Genomic DNA, 16,454 nt, shown 5'->3' with positions numbered 1-16,454 from the left:
GGTGATCATCTCGTGATTAAGCAGCTTAGAGCAAAATTTTCCGAACTCGCGCAAATATTTTGGGTGTTTTTCCGAATCGGCCCGTCGAGTTTCGGCGGAGGCTACGCGATGATTCCCGTTATCGAGAGGGAAGTCGTTCAAAAGCGGGGATGGCTGGAGCAGGAGGAGATCGCCGATCTGGTGTCGGTGGCGGGCACTGCTCCCGGCGGGGTAGGCGTCAATTCGGCGGTGTTCATCGGTTACCGTAAATCCGGTATTGCGGGGGCATGCATGGCCGTTCTCGGCATTACGCTGCCGACGTTCGCGATCGTCTATCTGTTAAGCGTGTTCTATCTCAATTTCGATAACAATCCTAAAATAATCGCAGCTCTCAAAGGTATTCATGGAGCGATCATCGCTTTGATTCTGTTAGCTGCCTTCAAAATGGTCAAAACGTCGCTCATCGACGTCTCGACGACGGTAATCGTCGCGGCTGCCCTTGCCGTAATGCTCTTCACATCGATCCATCCGCTCTTTATTATCGCAAGCGGGATCGTGGCCGGCATCCTTCTAGTGAACGGAAAAGAACTGTTGGGGATGAAGGTTCGGACGGAGCCGGAGACGTCCAGGCCTTCCGATCAGCAGTTGTTTCCGGAATATTACATCTAGAACGGGGGGGTTGAGATGCTGGGCCAGTTGTTTATCGTATTCTTAAAAATCGGGTTCATCTCGTTCGGAGGCGGCTACGCCGTCATTCCGATGATCGAACGCGAAATGAACCGCCTGGGCTGGATCGACGCGCATGCCTTCCAGAAGATCGTTTCGCTGGCGGGGATGTCCCCGGGGCCGATCGCTACCAATAGCGCGACGTTAATCGGTTTTAATCTGGCCGGTTTTCCCGGAGCGATCGCGGCGACCCTAGGCATGGTATTGCCATCCTTGATTCTCGTTATTGTCATTGTTGCCTTCTGCATGCGTTATCACCGCAGCAAGCAGGTGAAAGCTTCCTTCTACGGACTTCGACCGATCGTTACGGGTCTGATCCTATACGCGGCGCTGCATTTCGGCTTCTTATCGCATTCCGAAACATTATTTACATGGTCGACGCTTATGACGATGCTAATTTGTACGGGTTGTCTTTATGCCATTCTTAAATATAAACTTCATCCTATCGTCGTTATCGTCGCTTCTGGGTTCGCCGGAATCGTTTTATTCTAAATGAGGGGGCGCGACATGCGAACGAAAATCGAGATTCCATCCTGCTGCTCGGCCAGAAGGGATACGGTCGATTCGCTACGGGTTACGCAGTCAGCAGAATCCGAAGCCGTCCGGATAAATCCGGCGCGTCCGAATAGGGACTCATCCATAAATAATAATGAAGGAATGGTTCACATTGCGGGCGGTACTTTCTTGATGGGCACTTCCGATCGGGAGGGATTTCCCGAGGATGGAGAGGGGCCGGTAAGACACGTATCGGTATCTTCCTTCTATATGGATGAAACGGCGGTTACGAACGCCCAATTCGCTAAGTTCGTGGCGGCTTCGGGGTATAAAACCGAAGCCGAATCATACGGCTGGTCCTATGTCTTTCATTCGTTCGTGACGCCGCAATCGCGAGAACGAGGACATCGCGTCGTCTCGCATACGCCATGGTGGTGGGCCGTGCCGGGCGCGGATTGGTCGCATCCCGAAGGTCTGCAATCCGATGTCGGGGATCGCGATGACCACCCGGTCGTTCACGTCACTTGGAACGATGCCTCCGCTTATTGCCGTTGGGCGGGCAAACGTCTGCCGACGGAGGCCGAATGGGAGTTCGCCGCCCGCGGAGGGCTGATCCAGAAACGATATCCTTGGGGAGACATGCTTAAGCCTGGCGGCGAACACCGCTGCAACATCTGGCAAGGGAAGTTTCCGGAAGTTAATCATGCCAGCGACGGTTACGAGGGAACCGCTCCGGTCCGATCTTACTTGCCTAACGGATATGGCTTGTACAATATGGCCGGCAACGTATGGGAATGGTGCGCGGATTGGTTCGATCGGAATTATCATTCGTCCGGCGAAGCGGTTAATCCGCGGGGGCGAAGAGCAAGCGATATGAGGTCGATGCGGGGAGGCTCGTATTTATGCCACCAATCTTACTGCAATCGTTACCGAGTCGCGGCGAGGAACAAAAACACGCCGGACAGCTCATCCGGGAATACCGGTTTCCGTTGCGTGAAGGATGATAAGGCCGAACGGGAATCGTCGAGTTAGGCGAGCTTGAACCGATGGATTGCGCGAATAGACCGGGCAGGAATAGAGGCTGCCCGGTCTATTCGCGTGCTTTGTTTTGTCTACCTCTCGATTAACCGATAGGCTCTCGGCGTCATTCCGGTCAACTTCTTGAAAGTCAGATAGAAATGCGGAAGACCTTGAAACCCGCAAGCGAGCGCGATCGATTCAACGTTATCGTCCGTGGAGAGCAGCAGCTCTTTTGCCAGGACGAGCCTTTTGGCGTTGACGTAATCGGTCACGTTCATTCCCGTAAGCTGCTTGAACACGCGGGAGAAGTGGGACGCGCTTACGCAAGCTTTCGCGGCAAGCTCGGCCAATCCTCCGGATTGACCCGGATCGTTATCGATGGATCTCAAAGCGTCCATGATCCATTGCGGACCGATTCTCTTGTCCATGCTGCCGTCCTCCCGGGTGAAGGGCAGACGGCCTAAGGTCAGAAGCAAGCGCTGCAACCCCAACCGAACGGCATGCCGGTACCCGGGTTCCTTGTTCCGCAGCTCATCAGCAATCTCGTCAAGCGTTTCGCGAGTCCGTTGCTTGAATTCCTCCGTCAGTTCGATTTTGTACTGTTTTTTCTTGCGCGCGATGTCGAAGCATCTAAGCGGGACGTAGGCGTCATCGAGCGAGCTCGATTCTACGAACGCAGGCGCGAAAAATACGGCCGTCGAAAGGATCGGCCGGTCGGCATCCGGGAAAGAACGGTGGATCGTATTGCCGGGAATGAGGAACAAGTCTCCCTCTTCCTTCTCGTAGAACGCGTTATCGATAAAAAAAGTACCTTTGCCTTCATACACGTAGACCAGTTCGTAAAGGTCGTGCAAGTGATCGGGCAACTCGGTTCTCGAGTTCTTTCTATCTTTGAATACGATATCGAACGGGAATATCGGATCAAGCCGGAAGGGTTTGCGGATCGGATTCATCAGGGATTCTCCTTCTGAATGTATTATGAATCTAACAATATCAAAATTCGGCATAAAAAAGCAATGTAAGGGGATTATCACATCTGATTATGCGCGTAAAATAAAGAGATAAACAAGAACGGGGAGTGAATGTCGCCTATGCGCATCGATGCCCATCAGCATTATTGGAAATTAGACCGCGACGATTACGGTTGGATCACGCCGGAGCTGCAAGTCTTATATCGCGATTTTATGCCGGCGGATCTCGAGAAGCACCTACGGGACAATGACATCTCGGGGACGATAACTGTGCAAGCCGCTCCCACGATCGAAGAGACGGATTATTTATTGACGCTCGCCGAAGGGGCCGACTCGATTCTCGGGGTCGTAGGTTGGCTCGACCTGTTCGATCCCGGTCAGCGCGGACATTTTCAGCGGTTCCGGCAACATCCGAAATTCGTTGGATTTCGAATTATGATACAAGATATGCCCGATGCGAACCGTATTCTCGAACCCGCTTTCGTGGAAGCTCTTCGAGAATATGCGGAGGAGGACGTTCCGGTCGATCTGCTCGTAAAGGCCGATCAATTGGGCGCATTGAACCTGCTGTTGGAACAGGTGCCGGGGTTAAGGAGCGTCATCGACCATATCGCGAAGCCGAAAATCGCCGAAGGGTTATTCGAACCGTGGGCGGAACAGTTGAAGAGGGCGGCAAGCCATCCGAATATTTGCTGCAAATTATCCGGCATGGTCACCGAAGCCGATCATCGGACGTGGAAGAAGGAGCATTTTACCCGCTATGTTAGGCACGTTCTCGAGGCGTTCGGCCCGCGGAGAGTTCTGTTCGGCACCGACTGGCCGGTCTGCTTGCTTGCCGCCGGGTATGACGATGTCGTGGACATTTTGGAGCAAGCGCTTCCCGACACGTGGGGTAAGCATGAGCGAGCCAGATTATACGGCGATAACGCGAAGGAGTTCTATAAGTTATGAGTTCGCTGCGACTGGGGCGCGATGCGCTGACGGAGGAACGGAAATCTAAGTTCGACAGGATGAAGAATGCTCCGGTTACGGTTCTTCAGATCGGGGAAGGCAATTTTTTGAGGGGCTTCACGGATTGGATGCTTCACGTCAGCCGAGAGCAAGGTTTGTTTCATGGAAGCGTGGCGGTTACACAACCAAGACCTTCTGGCAAACCTAAGATCGAACAACTTAACGCGCAGGACGGGCTTTACACGCTTGTTGTTCGGGGGCTCGAGGGTGGCGAGGAGGTAGAACGGAGCAACGTAATATCCGTATTCTCCCAAGTATTCGATCCCTACGAGAATTGGAACAGGCTGATAGAGATTGCGCAAAGCGAAGATTTGCGGTTCGTGATTTCGAATACGACGGAAGCGGGCTTGACCTATAAGCCCGAGCCGCTGACGAATGAACCGATCATATCGTTCCCGGGAAAAATCGCCTATCTGCTCTATCGTCGTTATGAAGCTTTCGGAGGCGCTGCGGATAAAGGCCTTCTATTTCTCCCTTGCGAACTGCTGGAGAGGAACGGGGATACGCTTCTGGAGTTAGTCTTGCGTTATAGCTCGGATTGGGGATTGCCCGAAGCCTATCGCGATTGGGTGCTAGCAAGCAATCGATTCTTGAACACGTTAGTTGACCGGATCGTGACCGGATATCCGGAGGAAGCCCAGGCGGATGCTTGGTTCTCGGAATGGGGTTACTCGGATCCGATGCTGACTACCGCGGAGCCTTACCATCTATGGGCGATCGAGGGAGAAGCGGAGTTGGACGACTTATTGCCGCTGAAGAAAGCGGACTTGAACGTGCAATGGACGGACGATCTGTCCCCGTTCCAGCAGCGCAAGGTCAGAATCCTGAATGCGGCCCATACGTGGATGGCTCCGCTTGGTCTACTGCATGGCATCGAACAGGTTCGTGAATTCATGGAACATCCTTCGCTCGGACAGTCGATCAAATCGCTGATCTTGCATGATGTGGTTCCGGCGTTGCCTTATCCGCAACGGGAAATGACCGATTACGCAAATACCGTTTTCGAGAGGTTTGCCAATCCTTATATTCGGCATCGGCTCGCGGATATCGCGATGAACAGCCTAAGTAAATTCAAGGCGCGTCTGCTGCCTTCGCTGCGCTATTACGCGAATTTGGGACAGCCGATACCCGAGCGACTCGCGGTCGGACTGGCCGGATTGTTGAGATATACTCGCGTACGACGCATAGGCGACGGGTACGGAGGGATAGACCTGCAAGGAAAGGCTTATTCGGTAAGGGATGATGAGGAGTTGCTAGGCTTATGCTCCGAGATCTGGCAGAACGCGGAGCAAACCCAAGAGAAACTCTTGGAAACGGTGAAGCGGCTTCTTAGTGAAGAGACGGTCTGGGACATGGATTTGTCCGCATGGGACGGATTGGCCGAAGCCATCATTACGCGGCGGGAGTTATGGGAAGAGGGGGATTCGAGATGAGAAACTGGATTCGATTATCGCCGAAAGATCAGGTAATCGTTGCCTTAGACGCCATCCCGGCAGGAAAGGCATTGATTCTGGAGGATGGATCGACGTTAACGTTGGAAGAAGAAGTACAACGAGGCCATAAAATCGCAACGACATTCGTTCCGTCGGGCAACGATGTCAATAAGTTCGGGTATTCCATCGGCAAAGCCAAACAGGATATTACGCCGGGGACTTGGGTGCATACGCATAATCTAGGCACGGGTTTGAAGGGCATAGAGGAATATCGTTACGAGCCGTCAAATGAAATGGCTGCTCCTCCCGCGACCGTCGCGGGTCAACGGATTGACGACAATCGAACGTTCCAGGGTTACGTCCGAGCGAACGGAGACGTCGGTATCCGCAACGAAATCTGGATCATTAATACGGTCGGATGCATTAACAAAACTTGCGAACTAATCGCGAGACGGGGAAATTCCGCATACGAGAACGAAGTGGACGGAGTATTCCACTTTGCCCATCCCTACGGTTGTTCCCAGCTAGGCGATGACCTTAAGCATACGCAGAAGCTGCTCGCCTCCCTCGTCAATCATCCGAATGCCGCCGGCATACTCGTCGTAGGGCTCGGCTGCGAAAATAATCAGATTGATTTGTTTAAGAACGCGATCGGCGAATACGATCCGCGCCGGGTGAAATTCCTGAAGTCGCAAGAAGCGGAAGACGAATTGGAAGAAGGGCTGGAGCTGATCGGCGAGCTCGTCGAATTCGCCCGTACGTTCGAACGTCAGCCCGTGCCCGTATCCAAACTCAAAATCGGATTGAAATGCGGCGGCTCGGACGGGTTATCCGGGATTACCGCGAATCCGCTTGTCGGAGCCGTATCCGATCGACTGATCGCCGCGGGCGGGACCGCGATTCTGACGGAAGTGCCCGAAATGTTCGGCGCGGAGAAGATCTTGATGAACCGGGCGGAGGACGAAGACGTGTTCGGCCGTATCGTCACATTAATCAATGACTTCAAGCAGTATTTCATCCGCCATGGACAGGAAATCTACGAGAACCCTTCGCCCGGCAACAAATCGGGAGGCATCAGTACGCTGGAGGAGAAGTCGCTTGGTTGCACGCAGAAGGGCGGCCACGCGATCGTCACCGATGTCCTGCCGTATGGTGAAAGGGTCGCGAAGACGGGGCTGAATTTGATCGAAGCGCCGGGTAACGATCTCGTTTCCGTGACCGCGCTCTCCGCGGCGGGCGCGCATATCGTGCTCTTCACCACCGGGAGAGGGACGCCGTTCGGCGGTCCGGTGCCGACGGTCAAGATCGCGACGAATACCGAGTTAGCCGAGCGCAAGAAGAACTGGATCGACTTTAACGCCGGGCAATTGCTCGAAGGCAAGGGGATGGAGCAACTGACGGACGATCTATGGGAGCGGATTCTCTCTCTGGCTTCCGGCGAGACGTATACGAATAACGAAAACAACGGATTCAGGGAAATCGCCATTTTCAAAGACGGGGTGATCCTATAATGAAGTATCGCGCTTTAGGCAGAACCGGACTGGAAGTATCCGCGCTTAGCTTCGGCGCCTCCTCGCTCGGCTCCGTGTTCCGGCCGACGGATGACGGAGAGGCCGTACGGACCGTCCATGCAGCGCTTGATTCGGGCATTAACTACATCGATGTTTCGCCCTATTACGGAGCCACCAAAGCGGAAGCCGTCTTGGGCAAAGCGATCGGCGAAATTTCGCGCAGCCGATTCTACCTTTCCACGAAAGCCGGCCGTTACGGGATGGACGAGTTCGATTTCTCGAGAGCGAAAATCGAAGCGAGCTTGGAAGAGAGCCTGAAAAGGTTGAAGACGGACTACGTCGATATTTTGTTCCTGCACGATATCGAGTTCGTACCTCCCGAGATCATCCTGGAGGAAGCGGTACCCGCCTTGAACCGCTTAAAGGAACAAGGGAAAATACGCTTCACCGGCATATGCGGCCTGCCGCTTGAACTATTCGAACGGATGATTCCGCAAGCGGATGTCGACGCGATTATTTCCTATTGCCACTACTCTTTGAACGATACGTCCTTGCTGGATCTGCTTCCGTTGCTGGCGACGAAGGAAATCGGACTCGTGAATGCGTCTCCGTTATCGATGGGACTGCTCGGCACGCGCGGAACGCCGGATTGGCATCCCGCCAGCGAGCGACTGAAAGAAACGTGCTTACGCGCTGCCAGATTGTGCGTTGAACGGGGAGAGGACATCGCCAAGCTTGCGGTTCAGTTCTCGACGAGCAACGAGCGGGTTCCGACTACGCTCGTCAGTACGGCCAATCCGGATAACATCGTCAAGAACGCGGCGTGGACGGACGAACCGATCGATGAGGAGTTATTATCTGACGTGCTGCGAGTACTGGCACCGCTCCGTAACGAAACATGGAAGAGCGGATTGCGGGAGTACAACACGAAAATCGATCTATAAGAGAGATTGGGGAGTGTAACGGGCATGAAAGGAATCGTGTGCGAGAAGATTGAATCGTTCCGTCTGGTAGACGATCTGCCGGAACCGGTATTATCGGAGGGCAACGCGCTCGTAAGCGTGCGGCGGGTCGGTATTTGCGGTACGGATCTGCACGCTTATAAGGGGAATCAGCCTTTTTTTGATTACCCGCGAATTCTGGGACATGAGTTATCCGGCATCATCGAGCGGATAGAAGATAATTCCGAAGGCCTCAAGGCGGGAGATCAAGTGTCGATCATCCCTTATCTTCATTGCGGAACGTGCGTGGCGTGCAGAAGAGGGAAAACCAATTGCTGCACGGACATGAAGGTGTTAGGCGTTCATGCCGACGGGGGGATGCGCGAACGGATTTCCGTTCCGATCTCGCACCTGCTCCGCGCGGACGGATTAACGTTGGACGAGGCGGCGATCGTGGAACCGCTGGCGATCGGCGCGCATGCCGTTCGCAGGGCCGATCTTGCTCCCGGCGACGCGGTTCTCGTTATCGGTTCCGGACCGATCGGCCTCGGCGTCATGGCTTTTGCCAAGCAAACCGGCGCGACGGTCATCGCGATGGATATTAACGACGAGAGGCTTGACTTCTGTCGGTCATGGGCGCAAGTCGACCATACGATCAATGCCCAAGAAGCCGATGCGAAGTCGAAGCTGGCAGAGCTAACGGCAGGAGAGTTCCCGGTAGCCGTATTCGACGCGACGGGCAATGCCAAGTCGATGACGAACGCGTTCGAGCTCGTCGCGCACGGAGGCAAGCTGATATTCGTCGGGCTTATTAAAGGAGACATTACGTTCTCCGATCCGGATTTCCATAAACGAGAGCTCACGCTCATGGGGAGCAGGAATGCGACGAAGGCCGATTTCTATCATGTCATGGACATCCTTGGTAACTACCAACTAGACATCGGCCGGTACATAACCCATCGTTCCTCGTTCGACGGTATGATAGACGAGTTCGAGACGTGGTTGAAACCGGAGTCTAAAGTGATTAAAGCAATCGTAGAGTTGTAGAGGTCCGGGTTGCGAAAATCCTGATCTATTCCTTTCGGTTCCGGAATACGGAAGGAGCAACGCCGTAGTAACCCGTGAATTGCTTGGTGAAGTGATGAATGGACGAATACCCTAAGCCGTATGCCAGTTCTGTGATCGAGCGATTGCTCTCCCGCAGGGCGGCAGCGGCTTGTTTCATTATGGCCCGTGTCCAATAGGCTTTGGGCGAGAGCCCCGTCGCGTTCTTGAACAAGGCATGAAATTGCGTTTTCTTGAGGCCGCTTAGCTCAAGCCAAGCTTCGTAATGCCTTTCGGCATTTGCTTCTTGGTCGATGAGATCCATGATCGGCTTAATTCGATAATCGGTTAATAACGGAGTCGCGGAGAGCTGGATTATTTCTAATACGAATGCCTTAAGCAAGCAACGGACGATCTCGTCGGATAACAGATGGGGGCTCTGAAATTGATTCACGATATGTTCGAATAACGAGACGGTCGTCTCGTGATGTTGAAGGGGGACGTAGTTGGGAAGCCGTTCGATTGCGGCATCTTCTTTCATTTCGGTTAAGAAGGAGGAGTTGAAATCGGCGGCGTCCCAGACTAAATGTTGTTGCGTAGCAATGGGGACGGGTGACCATAATTCGCAATAAATATTATAACTGGATAGCGGTTGCTCCGGGTCGGAGTAGAAGGAATGGCAAACACGCGGCGGAAAGTAAAGGAGATCACCTTTGCGTACGTGAAACGTTCGCCCTTGTACAGCGATTTTTCCTTTGCCGCTTTTGATGAGATGGAAGGCATAACAATAGCCGATTCTCGTAGATTCGAATTCGTTATTTCCCTTGGGGAAGTCGTAGAGATGGGCGACACGAATCGAAGGCTGAAGCTCGGAGACAAGCTGCATATTAGCAAAACACCTTTCTATGTTCTCAATCTCTTCTCCTGAAAGAATAACACATACCTTGGACGATGGCTCTAAATTTACCGGAGAAATTGATCAATATCCGAAATTCGATCTAAATACTGATTATCGCATTAATACTACAATTAATTTGTATTCAAAGTGAATTTCGGGAGTTGACCATGATGTATCATCAATCGGAAAACGGAAGTTTGACTAAGGAGCAGATTGATTTCTATAACTCGGAAGGTTACCTGGTCTTGCCTCGCTTACTGTCGCACGAAGAGCTTGCACCGGCAAGGGAAGCGATGAACCAAAAAGTATCCGAGATCGCGGATGAACTCAATGCGGCGGGTTTAGTAGAGGACAAACTGGAGGATCGGCCTTTCAAGTATCGCCTAGCAGAGCTGTTTAAGGATTTAACGCCGGAGGACTTCCTGAAATACGGAAGAAGCTGGAGAGACCGTATTCCGGGCTATTTTCATTTGATGAGCGCGCCCAAAATCCTGGACGCGGTCGAATCGTTGATCGGGGGAGAATTGTTCTCCAATCCGGTCTATAACGTAAGACCCAAAATACCGAAGGTTGCCGCGGGAGCCGTTCCTTGGCATCAAGACAAGTCCTATTGGCCGGACGCCAACTCTAACCCCGTCATTACGGTTTGGATTCCGTTGGTCGACGCCAACGAAGTGAACGGTTGCTTGCACATTAAGCCGAGAACCCACCGAACGCGCTTGTTGGATTGGCATGCGGAGCAACTAACGGGAACTCAGTATACCGCGCTTCGTGAAGACCAATTGGGCAGAACGCAAACCGTCGTATTACCCGTGCCCGCAGGAAGCGCAATCCTCTTCAATGATCGCGCTTTGCATATGTCTACGCCGAATCTTTCGGACGAAGTCCGGTGGAGCGTGGATTTGCGCTACCAGCCGACCGATCAAGATCCCATGCCCGGGCATGGCGCCGGCTTTCTAGCGCGCAGTTACAAGTACCCGGAGAAGGTCGCAACGCTAGCGGATTGGCTAGCCGAAAGACCGGAGCATGCTTAATATCGCAAAGATTTATCCAATCATTACTATTCGAAGAAAATCGCAAGTTTTGGGGCTTAATCCAACAATGAAAGCGCAATATAATAGGTTTGCAATCGATGTGAAAGGAGTTTAATCAACCGGGAAAGGAGAGTTGCAAGGCAGACAGGAAAGGAAGATTCGTCATCATCCCAATATGGAAGGATGTTAAAGATGAGAAATGGATTTAGACGCTTGAGCGTAATCCAATGCTTCCTGCTACTTCTGACGGTTGCTCTTTCTTTCGGCTCAATTAGCGCAAGCGCTTCAAGCCAGACGCTCACCAACGACGTGTTCTGGAAAGATACCTCGAACAATCCGATCTACTCCCAAGGAGGCGGGGTGCTGAAGGTAGGCAGTACTTATTATTGGTATGGCGTAAAGTACGGAGGAGCGGTAACTTATTACAATAATCCGACTTCCAAGAACAGCGATACGAGCTTTAGCGCGGTTACCTGTTATTCGTCTACGGATCTCGTCCATTGGACGTTCCAAGGCAACGTCATTACCGGTGCGACGGACGGCTCGACATGGAATGCCGATTGGTTAGGCAGACTTGGCGTCGTCTATAACAGCACTACGCATAAGTACGTGTTGATTACGCAATATGTCGGACCGGCCGGTAGCGGAATCGCATTCGCCACAAGCAGCACGCCAACGGGGACTTTTACCTTCGATCACGTTCAAACCACGATTACGAATGTCGTTAACAATATGTCGGGTGATCAGTCGATCTTCATCGACGACGATGGCAAACCTTATTTGGTATTCAGCAACACGAACGGACGAAGTCATCTTTACGTATCCCCGCTTCGTGCCTCGGACTATTTGAACGTCGAGCCCGCCACGAATGTATACAATAGTTCCTCGGGAGGACGCGAAGGCAACGCCATGTTCAAGTATAACGGCGTCTATTATCTCGCTTCTTCCGATTTGCACGGCTGGAACGCTTCTCACACGTACTATATAACGGCAACGAATATACTGGGCCCTTATTCTAGCGAGTCAATCCTAAACAATACGGATTCGGATTTCTCGCACGTCACGCAGACCGGATTGTTCGTAAGCGTCCAAGGCTCTTCCGGTACGACCGTATTGTTCGGCGGAGACCGTTGGAGCGATTTCGCCGGCAATGGCATCGGCTACAATCAATGGATGCCGATTTCTTTCAGCGGTACGACGCCGACGCTCAACTCTTTAAGTCAGTTTAATCTCGACGCCGCGGCGGGTACGTGGAGCGTTGGCAGCGGTAACAACTACGCCTTGAACCCTAGCTACGAGGCGGATCGAGTCTCGCAGAACGCGTTGGCGGGTTGGACCACTTGGAATAACGTAACGACGGATCCCAATAGCAACGTAGCGGGCGGTCATACCGGCAGATGGGCCGCGCAGCAATCGGGTTCGGCGGCCTACAGCGCCAGCCGTTATCAGAATCTCTCGAATCTGCCGAACGGAACGTATACGTTAAAAGTTTGGGTTCAGAGCAGCGGGGGTCAATCGACCGCTCAAATCTATGTAAAAAACTATGGAGGAACGGAGAAGGACTACGCGATCAGCAACGCTATCGGCAGTTGGACACAGATTACGATCTCGAATATCGCCGTGACGAACGGCTCCGCCCAGATCGGCGTGTACTCCGTCGCGAACGCGAACAATTGGGTGAAAGTGGACGACTGGTCGTTTACGAAGAACTAAACCGATGTTAACGCGAATAGGAAAGCCTGTCCGGACAAGAGATGCCGGGCAGGTTTTCTTGTTTTTCCTATTGCCGTTATCGTAACTTCTCGAAGGAAAACGAAACTTTTGCAGGGGCTACTCGACGTGAAAGCGTTCTATAGTTGATAATATTAATAAATAATAGGAGGGATCCCATGAAGCTGCTTATCGTTGACGACGAGGAAAGAACACGGGAACTGCTCAGGAAACACGTGCCTTGGGACGAGCTCGGAATCGCCGAGGTACGGACGGCGCGCAATGGACAAGTGGCGCTTGAACTTGCCGTGGAATGGGTTCCCGATATTATTCTTTGCGACGTGAGGATGCCTAAGATGAACGGGATCGAATTCGCCCAGCAATATCGGGCAATCGACTCCGCCTGCCAAATCATCTTCTTGAGCGGATTCTCGGATAAACAATATTTGAAATCGGCCATTCAGCTTAAAGCCCTTAATTATATCGAGAAACCGGTAAATCTGGACGAGGTGCGCGAGGTCGTGCAACTTGCGGTTCAATTAAAGTTCGACGAGCGGAGGAAGCAATCCGAAGACCAGCGTCTTCAAGCGGGATTCGACCGCAGCTTGCCCTTCCTCAGGCAGGAAATGGTGCGCAAGTTAATCACGGATCCGACTTCCAACCATGTAAGACCGGCGCTGGAGAACGAGGCGACCTTTTTGCTTCCGAACAATGGACCTTATACGGTAGCCGCGGCACCGCTTTATTGGGATGCCGTTCAACTGCCCGAAGACCCGACTTCCATTCAAGAAGCCTTGCTCTATGCGTTGAACACTCATCCGCGCATCGCGAAACTCCGGCTGATCTGCGGCTTTGATTCCCGCAATTGGCTTATTCTAGTGCTTCCAGGCGCCTTCGGCAGCACCTATCGGGAGCGTCGCGAGGTCATCGAGGAGCTATACGTCGCTCTCCGAAAAATCGTAGGCGATTTCATCAATCTCCGATTGGGCGTCGGCGAGCCCGTACCTACCCTCGAAGAAATTCCGTATTCCTATCGAACGGCCGTGAATATGAGTATCATGCAGTACTATGGCGATGGAAATAAACCGTTGTTTCAGTCGGAATTCAGCGGCGGGAATAAACCGCTGGAGACGGATTGGGACGAAATTCGCGGCATTCGGGATACGCTGCGCAAGGGAGATCTCGAGGAAGTCAAGCGAGCGGTTCGCCGATTGACGGAACGCGCCCGCAAGCATCGCGATCTGGACATTCTTCGACTGAAGGATAACTACTTCCAATACCTTCTGGTTATTCTTGAGGTTGCCGTTCAGCAAGGGATAACGGAACAATCCGAGGATGCGGAACGAAGGTATATATGGAAGGAAGTAGACCGAATACCTAGCTTGGATAGGCTGGAGGATTACGTGTTATCTTTCCTTCAGCCGTTCGCGGAAAACACCGGTACGGAGGATCAGGGCAGCGGGAAAATCAGGGAAATCGTGAAGTACATTCATGCTCATTTTCAGGACAAGGGATTTACGATACAAGCGATCGCCAATCACGTGAATTTAAGCGAAACTTATTTATGCTCCTACTTTAAGAAGCAGCGCGGCGAAACCGTTAAAGAATTCATTACGCTGACTCGGACGGAAAAAGCAAAGGAGCTGCTAAGGGACAAAAACATGAAGCTGTTCGAGGTCGCGGTACGCGTCGGTTTTAACGATGCCAATTATTTCACTACGTTCTTTAAGCGATACGTAGGGTGCACGCCATCCGAATACCGGGAGAGAATGTGGAGATGAAGTTAACCGATTTCAAGGCATTGAGATGGTTCAACAACCTGAGTATTAGCTTTAAGCTATTTGCTTCCTATTTGCTAGTCATCTGCATTCCGTTTTTATTGCTGTTGTTTATTCATCTTAATCTCACGCAGAGGGAGAACAAGGAGCAGATGCTCTATTCCTCGCACAAGATGCTTGACGAGACGAAGTCTTATTTAGAATATAAATCCCAAGCGGTGACGGAAGTGCTTAACTTCATCGCGTTTAACGATTTGGTGCAGACCAGCGTAGCCTCCGATGCCGCTCAATACGAGGACGTAAACCTGTGGGGAACCGACGCCAACAAATTGGCAAAGGTTCTTAACCAGTTCAGGAATAACGAAGACATCGACACGATTCAATTATATATGAAGCAAGGCTTGGCTGGGGCGACGGAAAATACGGATTATTTACGAATGGGGAGCATTGAATCAACGGATTGGTTCCAGAGATTTACTTCCTCCAAATCCTCGTCGGCTTGGCTGCCCTCCTCCGCGTTAGACGGTCCTTCCGACAGCGACCGTATTTCGGTATTGCGCAAAATCCCGAACTACCATAATATTCAACAATTCGATGGCATCGTACGGGCTCAGATCAAACAAAGCGCCTTGCAATCCGTTCTTGAACATGCCGTCATTACGCCTTCCACCTCTGCGGTACTCCTGAACAATAGAAGCGAAATCCTCAGCTCCACGTCGAAGTTCGTCTATACGCCAGATCAATTGAAGCAGCTTCTTCTGATGCATCCCGCCAAAACGGACAAGGATAATTATTGGAACGATAACCTCGTCTACGAAGGGACGAGGTTATCGTTCGGCATTCAGGAAATTCCTCATACGGATATGAAAATCGCCATGATCGTGCCTTATTCGGATATTTTGAAGTCTACTACGAAAGCTCGCAACCGGCTGATCTCCATATTTCTGATCGTGATTCCTTTGACACTTCCGCTTTCTTTTTTCGTGGCGGCATCCGCTACGAAGCGTTTAAGGCGGTTGATCGTGCACGTGCGCAAAGTCAAGAACGGCAACTTTCAGGTTGCGCCGCTACCGACGAACGAAGACGAAATCGGCGAATTGACGCGCAATTTTAACGTGATGGTACAGAACGTTTCAAGGCTGGTGGATGAAACCTATACGCTTGGACGCGAGGTTAAGAATAAGGAGCTTAAAGCGTTGCAAGCGCAGATTAATCCTCATTTTTTGTACAATACGCTGGATCTGATCAATGTCATGGCGATAGAAAACGGTTCGAAAGAGATATCCAAGGTCGTCGACGAGCTGGCGATTTTCTATAAATTAAGCTTGTCCAACGGCAGGGAAAGGGTAACGCTCGAGAACGAAATCAAGCATGTTGCCTCTTACGTACACATCCAGAACATGAGGTTCGGCGAGTGCATTACGCTAATCGTCGAAGTTCCAAGGGAGCTTAATGACTGCATGGTGCCCAAAATCATTTTGCAGCCGATTATCGAGAACGCGATCCTTCATGGAATCATGGAAAAGGACTCCGAGGAAGGCACGATACGGATCAGCGCGCGTGTGGTTAAAGGCGATATTCTGATCGAAGTCGAGGATGACGGCGTCGGAATCGAACAGGATAAGCTCGATGCGCTCTTCAAAGAGAAAAGCGGCGAACAGCTGGGCGGCTTCGGCGTCCTTAATATCCAAGAGCGCCTTCAAATCTCTTACGGATCCGCCTATGGAATGGAATTCGAAAGCCATATTCATAGAGGTACGATCGTAAGATTGCTGCTTCCAGATCAAAGAGATTACAAAAGATAACGAAACTTTTCGAAGTAAACCGTAACTTTATCCGATATGTCCGCTTATGAAAACGCTATACAATATGAAATATAGCATTAGCAGAGAGAACAGATACG

Annotated in this window: 14 protein-coding genes; 12 read left to right on the top strand and 2 right to left on the bottom strand. The window is 51.8% G+C overall.

Translation table 11 applies throughout. The features are described from left to right. Nucleotides 1–12: 12 nt before the first annotated feature. Genes D7Z26_RS05090 through D7Z26_RS05080 form a run of 3 tightly spaced genes read left to right on the top strand, consistent with a single transcriptional unit; the run spans nucleotide 13 to nucleotide 2,232 of the window. A complete protein-coding gene (locus tag D7Z26_RS05090; protein ID WP_325050425.1) occupies nucleotides 13–648 on the top strand; it encodes a chromate transporter in 636 nt (211 codons plus the stop codon). A gap of 15 nt (nucleotides 649–663) precedes the next feature. Continuing rightward, nucleotides 664–1,197, top strand: coding sequence for a chromate transporter (locus tag D7Z26_RS05085; RefSeq protein ID WP_120974965.1), 534 nt, complete (start codon nucleotides 664–666; stop codon nucleotides 1,195–1,197). A 15-nt stretch (nucleotides 1,198–1,212) separates the two neighbouring features. Further along, a complete protein-coding gene (locus tag D7Z26_RS05080) occupies nucleotides 1,213–2,232 on the top strand; it encodes a formylglycine-generating enzyme family protein (protein ID WP_120974964.1) in 1,020 nt (339 codons plus the stop codon). 80 nt (nucleotides 2,233–2,312) lie between these two features. Here the strand turns inward: D7Z26_RS05080 and D7Z26_RS05075 are convergent, their stop codons facing one another. Next, nucleotides 2,313–3,173: an AraC family transcriptional regulator gene (locus D7Z26_RS05075; protein WP_120974963.1), complete on the bottom strand. Its 861-nt coding sequence runs from the start codon at nucleotides 3,171–3,173 to the stop codon at nucleotides 2,313–2,315. Between the two features lie 138 nt (nucleotides 3,174–3,311). On the opposite strand from D7Z26_RS05075, the gene D7Z26_RS05070 reads away from it, so the two are divergent. From D7Z26_RS05070 to D7Z26_RS05050, 5 genes are read left to right on the top strand one after another with little or no spacing between them, the layout of a single operon-like run. After that, nucleotides 3,312–4,142 carry an amidohydrolase family protein gene (locus D7Z26_RS05070; RefSeq protein WP_120974962.1) on the top strand — a complete coding sequence of 277 codons (831 nt, stop codon included), beginning with the start codon at nucleotides 3,312–3,314 and terminating at the stop codon, nucleotides 4,140–4,142. Then, nucleotides 4,139–5,635, top strand: a complete 1,497-nt coding sequence (locus D7Z26_RS05065) for a tagaturonate reductase (protein ID WP_120974961.1) — start codon at nucleotides 4,139–4,141, stop codon at nucleotides 5,633–5,635. Before D7Z26_RS05070 ends, D7Z26_RS05065 begins: the two co-directional genes overlap by 4 nt. Further along, the gene (locus D7Z26_RS05060) at nucleotides 5,632–7,146 is read left to right on the top strand and encodes a UxaA family hydrolase (RefSeq protein ID WP_120974960.1); all 1,515 of its coding nucleotides are present in this window, start codon (nucleotides 5,632–5,634) and stop codon (nucleotides 7,144–7,146) included. Before D7Z26_RS05065 ends, D7Z26_RS05060 begins: the two co-directional genes overlap by 4 nt. Continuing rightward, nucleotides 7,146–8,090 carry an aldo/keto reductase gene (locus D7Z26_RS05055; protein WP_120974959.1) on the top strand — a complete coding sequence of 315 codons (945 nt, stop codon included), beginning with the start codon at nucleotides 7,146–7,148 and terminating at the stop codon, nucleotides 8,088–8,090. The genes D7Z26_RS05060 and D7Z26_RS05055 overlap by 1 nt, the downstream gene beginning before the upstream one ends. A gap of 24 nt (nucleotides 8,091–8,114) precedes the next feature. Further along, nucleotides 8,115–9,134, top strand: coding sequence for a zinc-binding alcohol dehydrogenase family protein (locus tag D7Z26_RS05050; protein ID WP_120974958.1), 1,020 nt, complete (start codon nucleotides 8,115–8,117; stop codon nucleotides 9,132–9,134). Between the two features lie 25 nt (nucleotides 9,135–9,159). On the opposite strand, the gene D7Z26_RS05045 is transcribed toward D7Z26_RS05050, so the two are convergent. Then, on the bottom strand, nucleotides 9,160–10,017 hold the full coding sequence (locus tag D7Z26_RS05045) for a helix-turn-helix domain-containing protein (RefSeq protein WP_120974957.1): 858 nt from the start codon (nucleotides 10,015–10,017) through the stop codon (nucleotides 9,160–9,162). A 182-nt stretch (nucleotides 10,018–10,199) separates the two neighbouring features. Between D7Z26_RS05045 and D7Z26_RS05040 the strand changes: the two genes are divergently transcribed. From D7Z26_RS05040 to D7Z26_RS05025, 4 genes are all read left to right on the top strand, one after another. Then, nucleotides 10,200–11,063 (top strand): phytanoyl-CoA dioxygenase family protein, encoded by an 864-nt coding sequence (locus D7Z26_RS05040; RefSeq protein ID WP_158602198.1) that lies wholly within the window; start codon nucleotides 10,200–10,202, stop codon nucleotides 11,061–11,063. 192 nt (nucleotides 11,064–11,255) lie between these two features. After that, nucleotides 11,256–12,776 (top strand): family 43 glycosylhydrolase, encoded by a 1,521-nt coding sequence (locus D7Z26_RS05035; RefSeq protein WP_120974955.1) that lies wholly within the window; start codon nucleotides 11,256–11,258, stop codon nucleotides 12,774–12,776. Nucleotides 12,777–12,952: 176 nt separating this feature from the next. After that, a complete protein-coding gene (locus D7Z26_RS05030) occupies nucleotides 12,953–14,554 on the top strand; it encodes a response regulator (RefSeq protein ID WP_120974954.1) in 1,602 nt (533 codons plus the stop codon). Further along, nucleotides 14,551–16,356, top strand: a complete 1,806-nt coding sequence (locus D7Z26_RS05025) for a cache domain-containing sensor histidine kinase (protein WP_120974953.1) — start codon at nucleotides 14,551–14,553, stop codon at nucleotides 16,354–16,356. Before D7Z26_RS05030 ends, D7Z26_RS05025 begins: the two co-directional genes overlap by 4 nt. Nucleotides 16,357–16,454 lie beyond the last annotated feature (98 nt).

The sequence above is a fragment of the Cohnella endophytica genome (assembly GCF_003628305.1).
In the GTDB taxonomy this organism is placed as follows: domain Bacteria; phylum Bacillota; class Bacilli; order Paenibacillales; family Paenibacillaceae; genus Cohnella; species Cohnella endophytica.
This window is presented reverse-complemented; position numbering and strand designations above follow the sequence as displayed.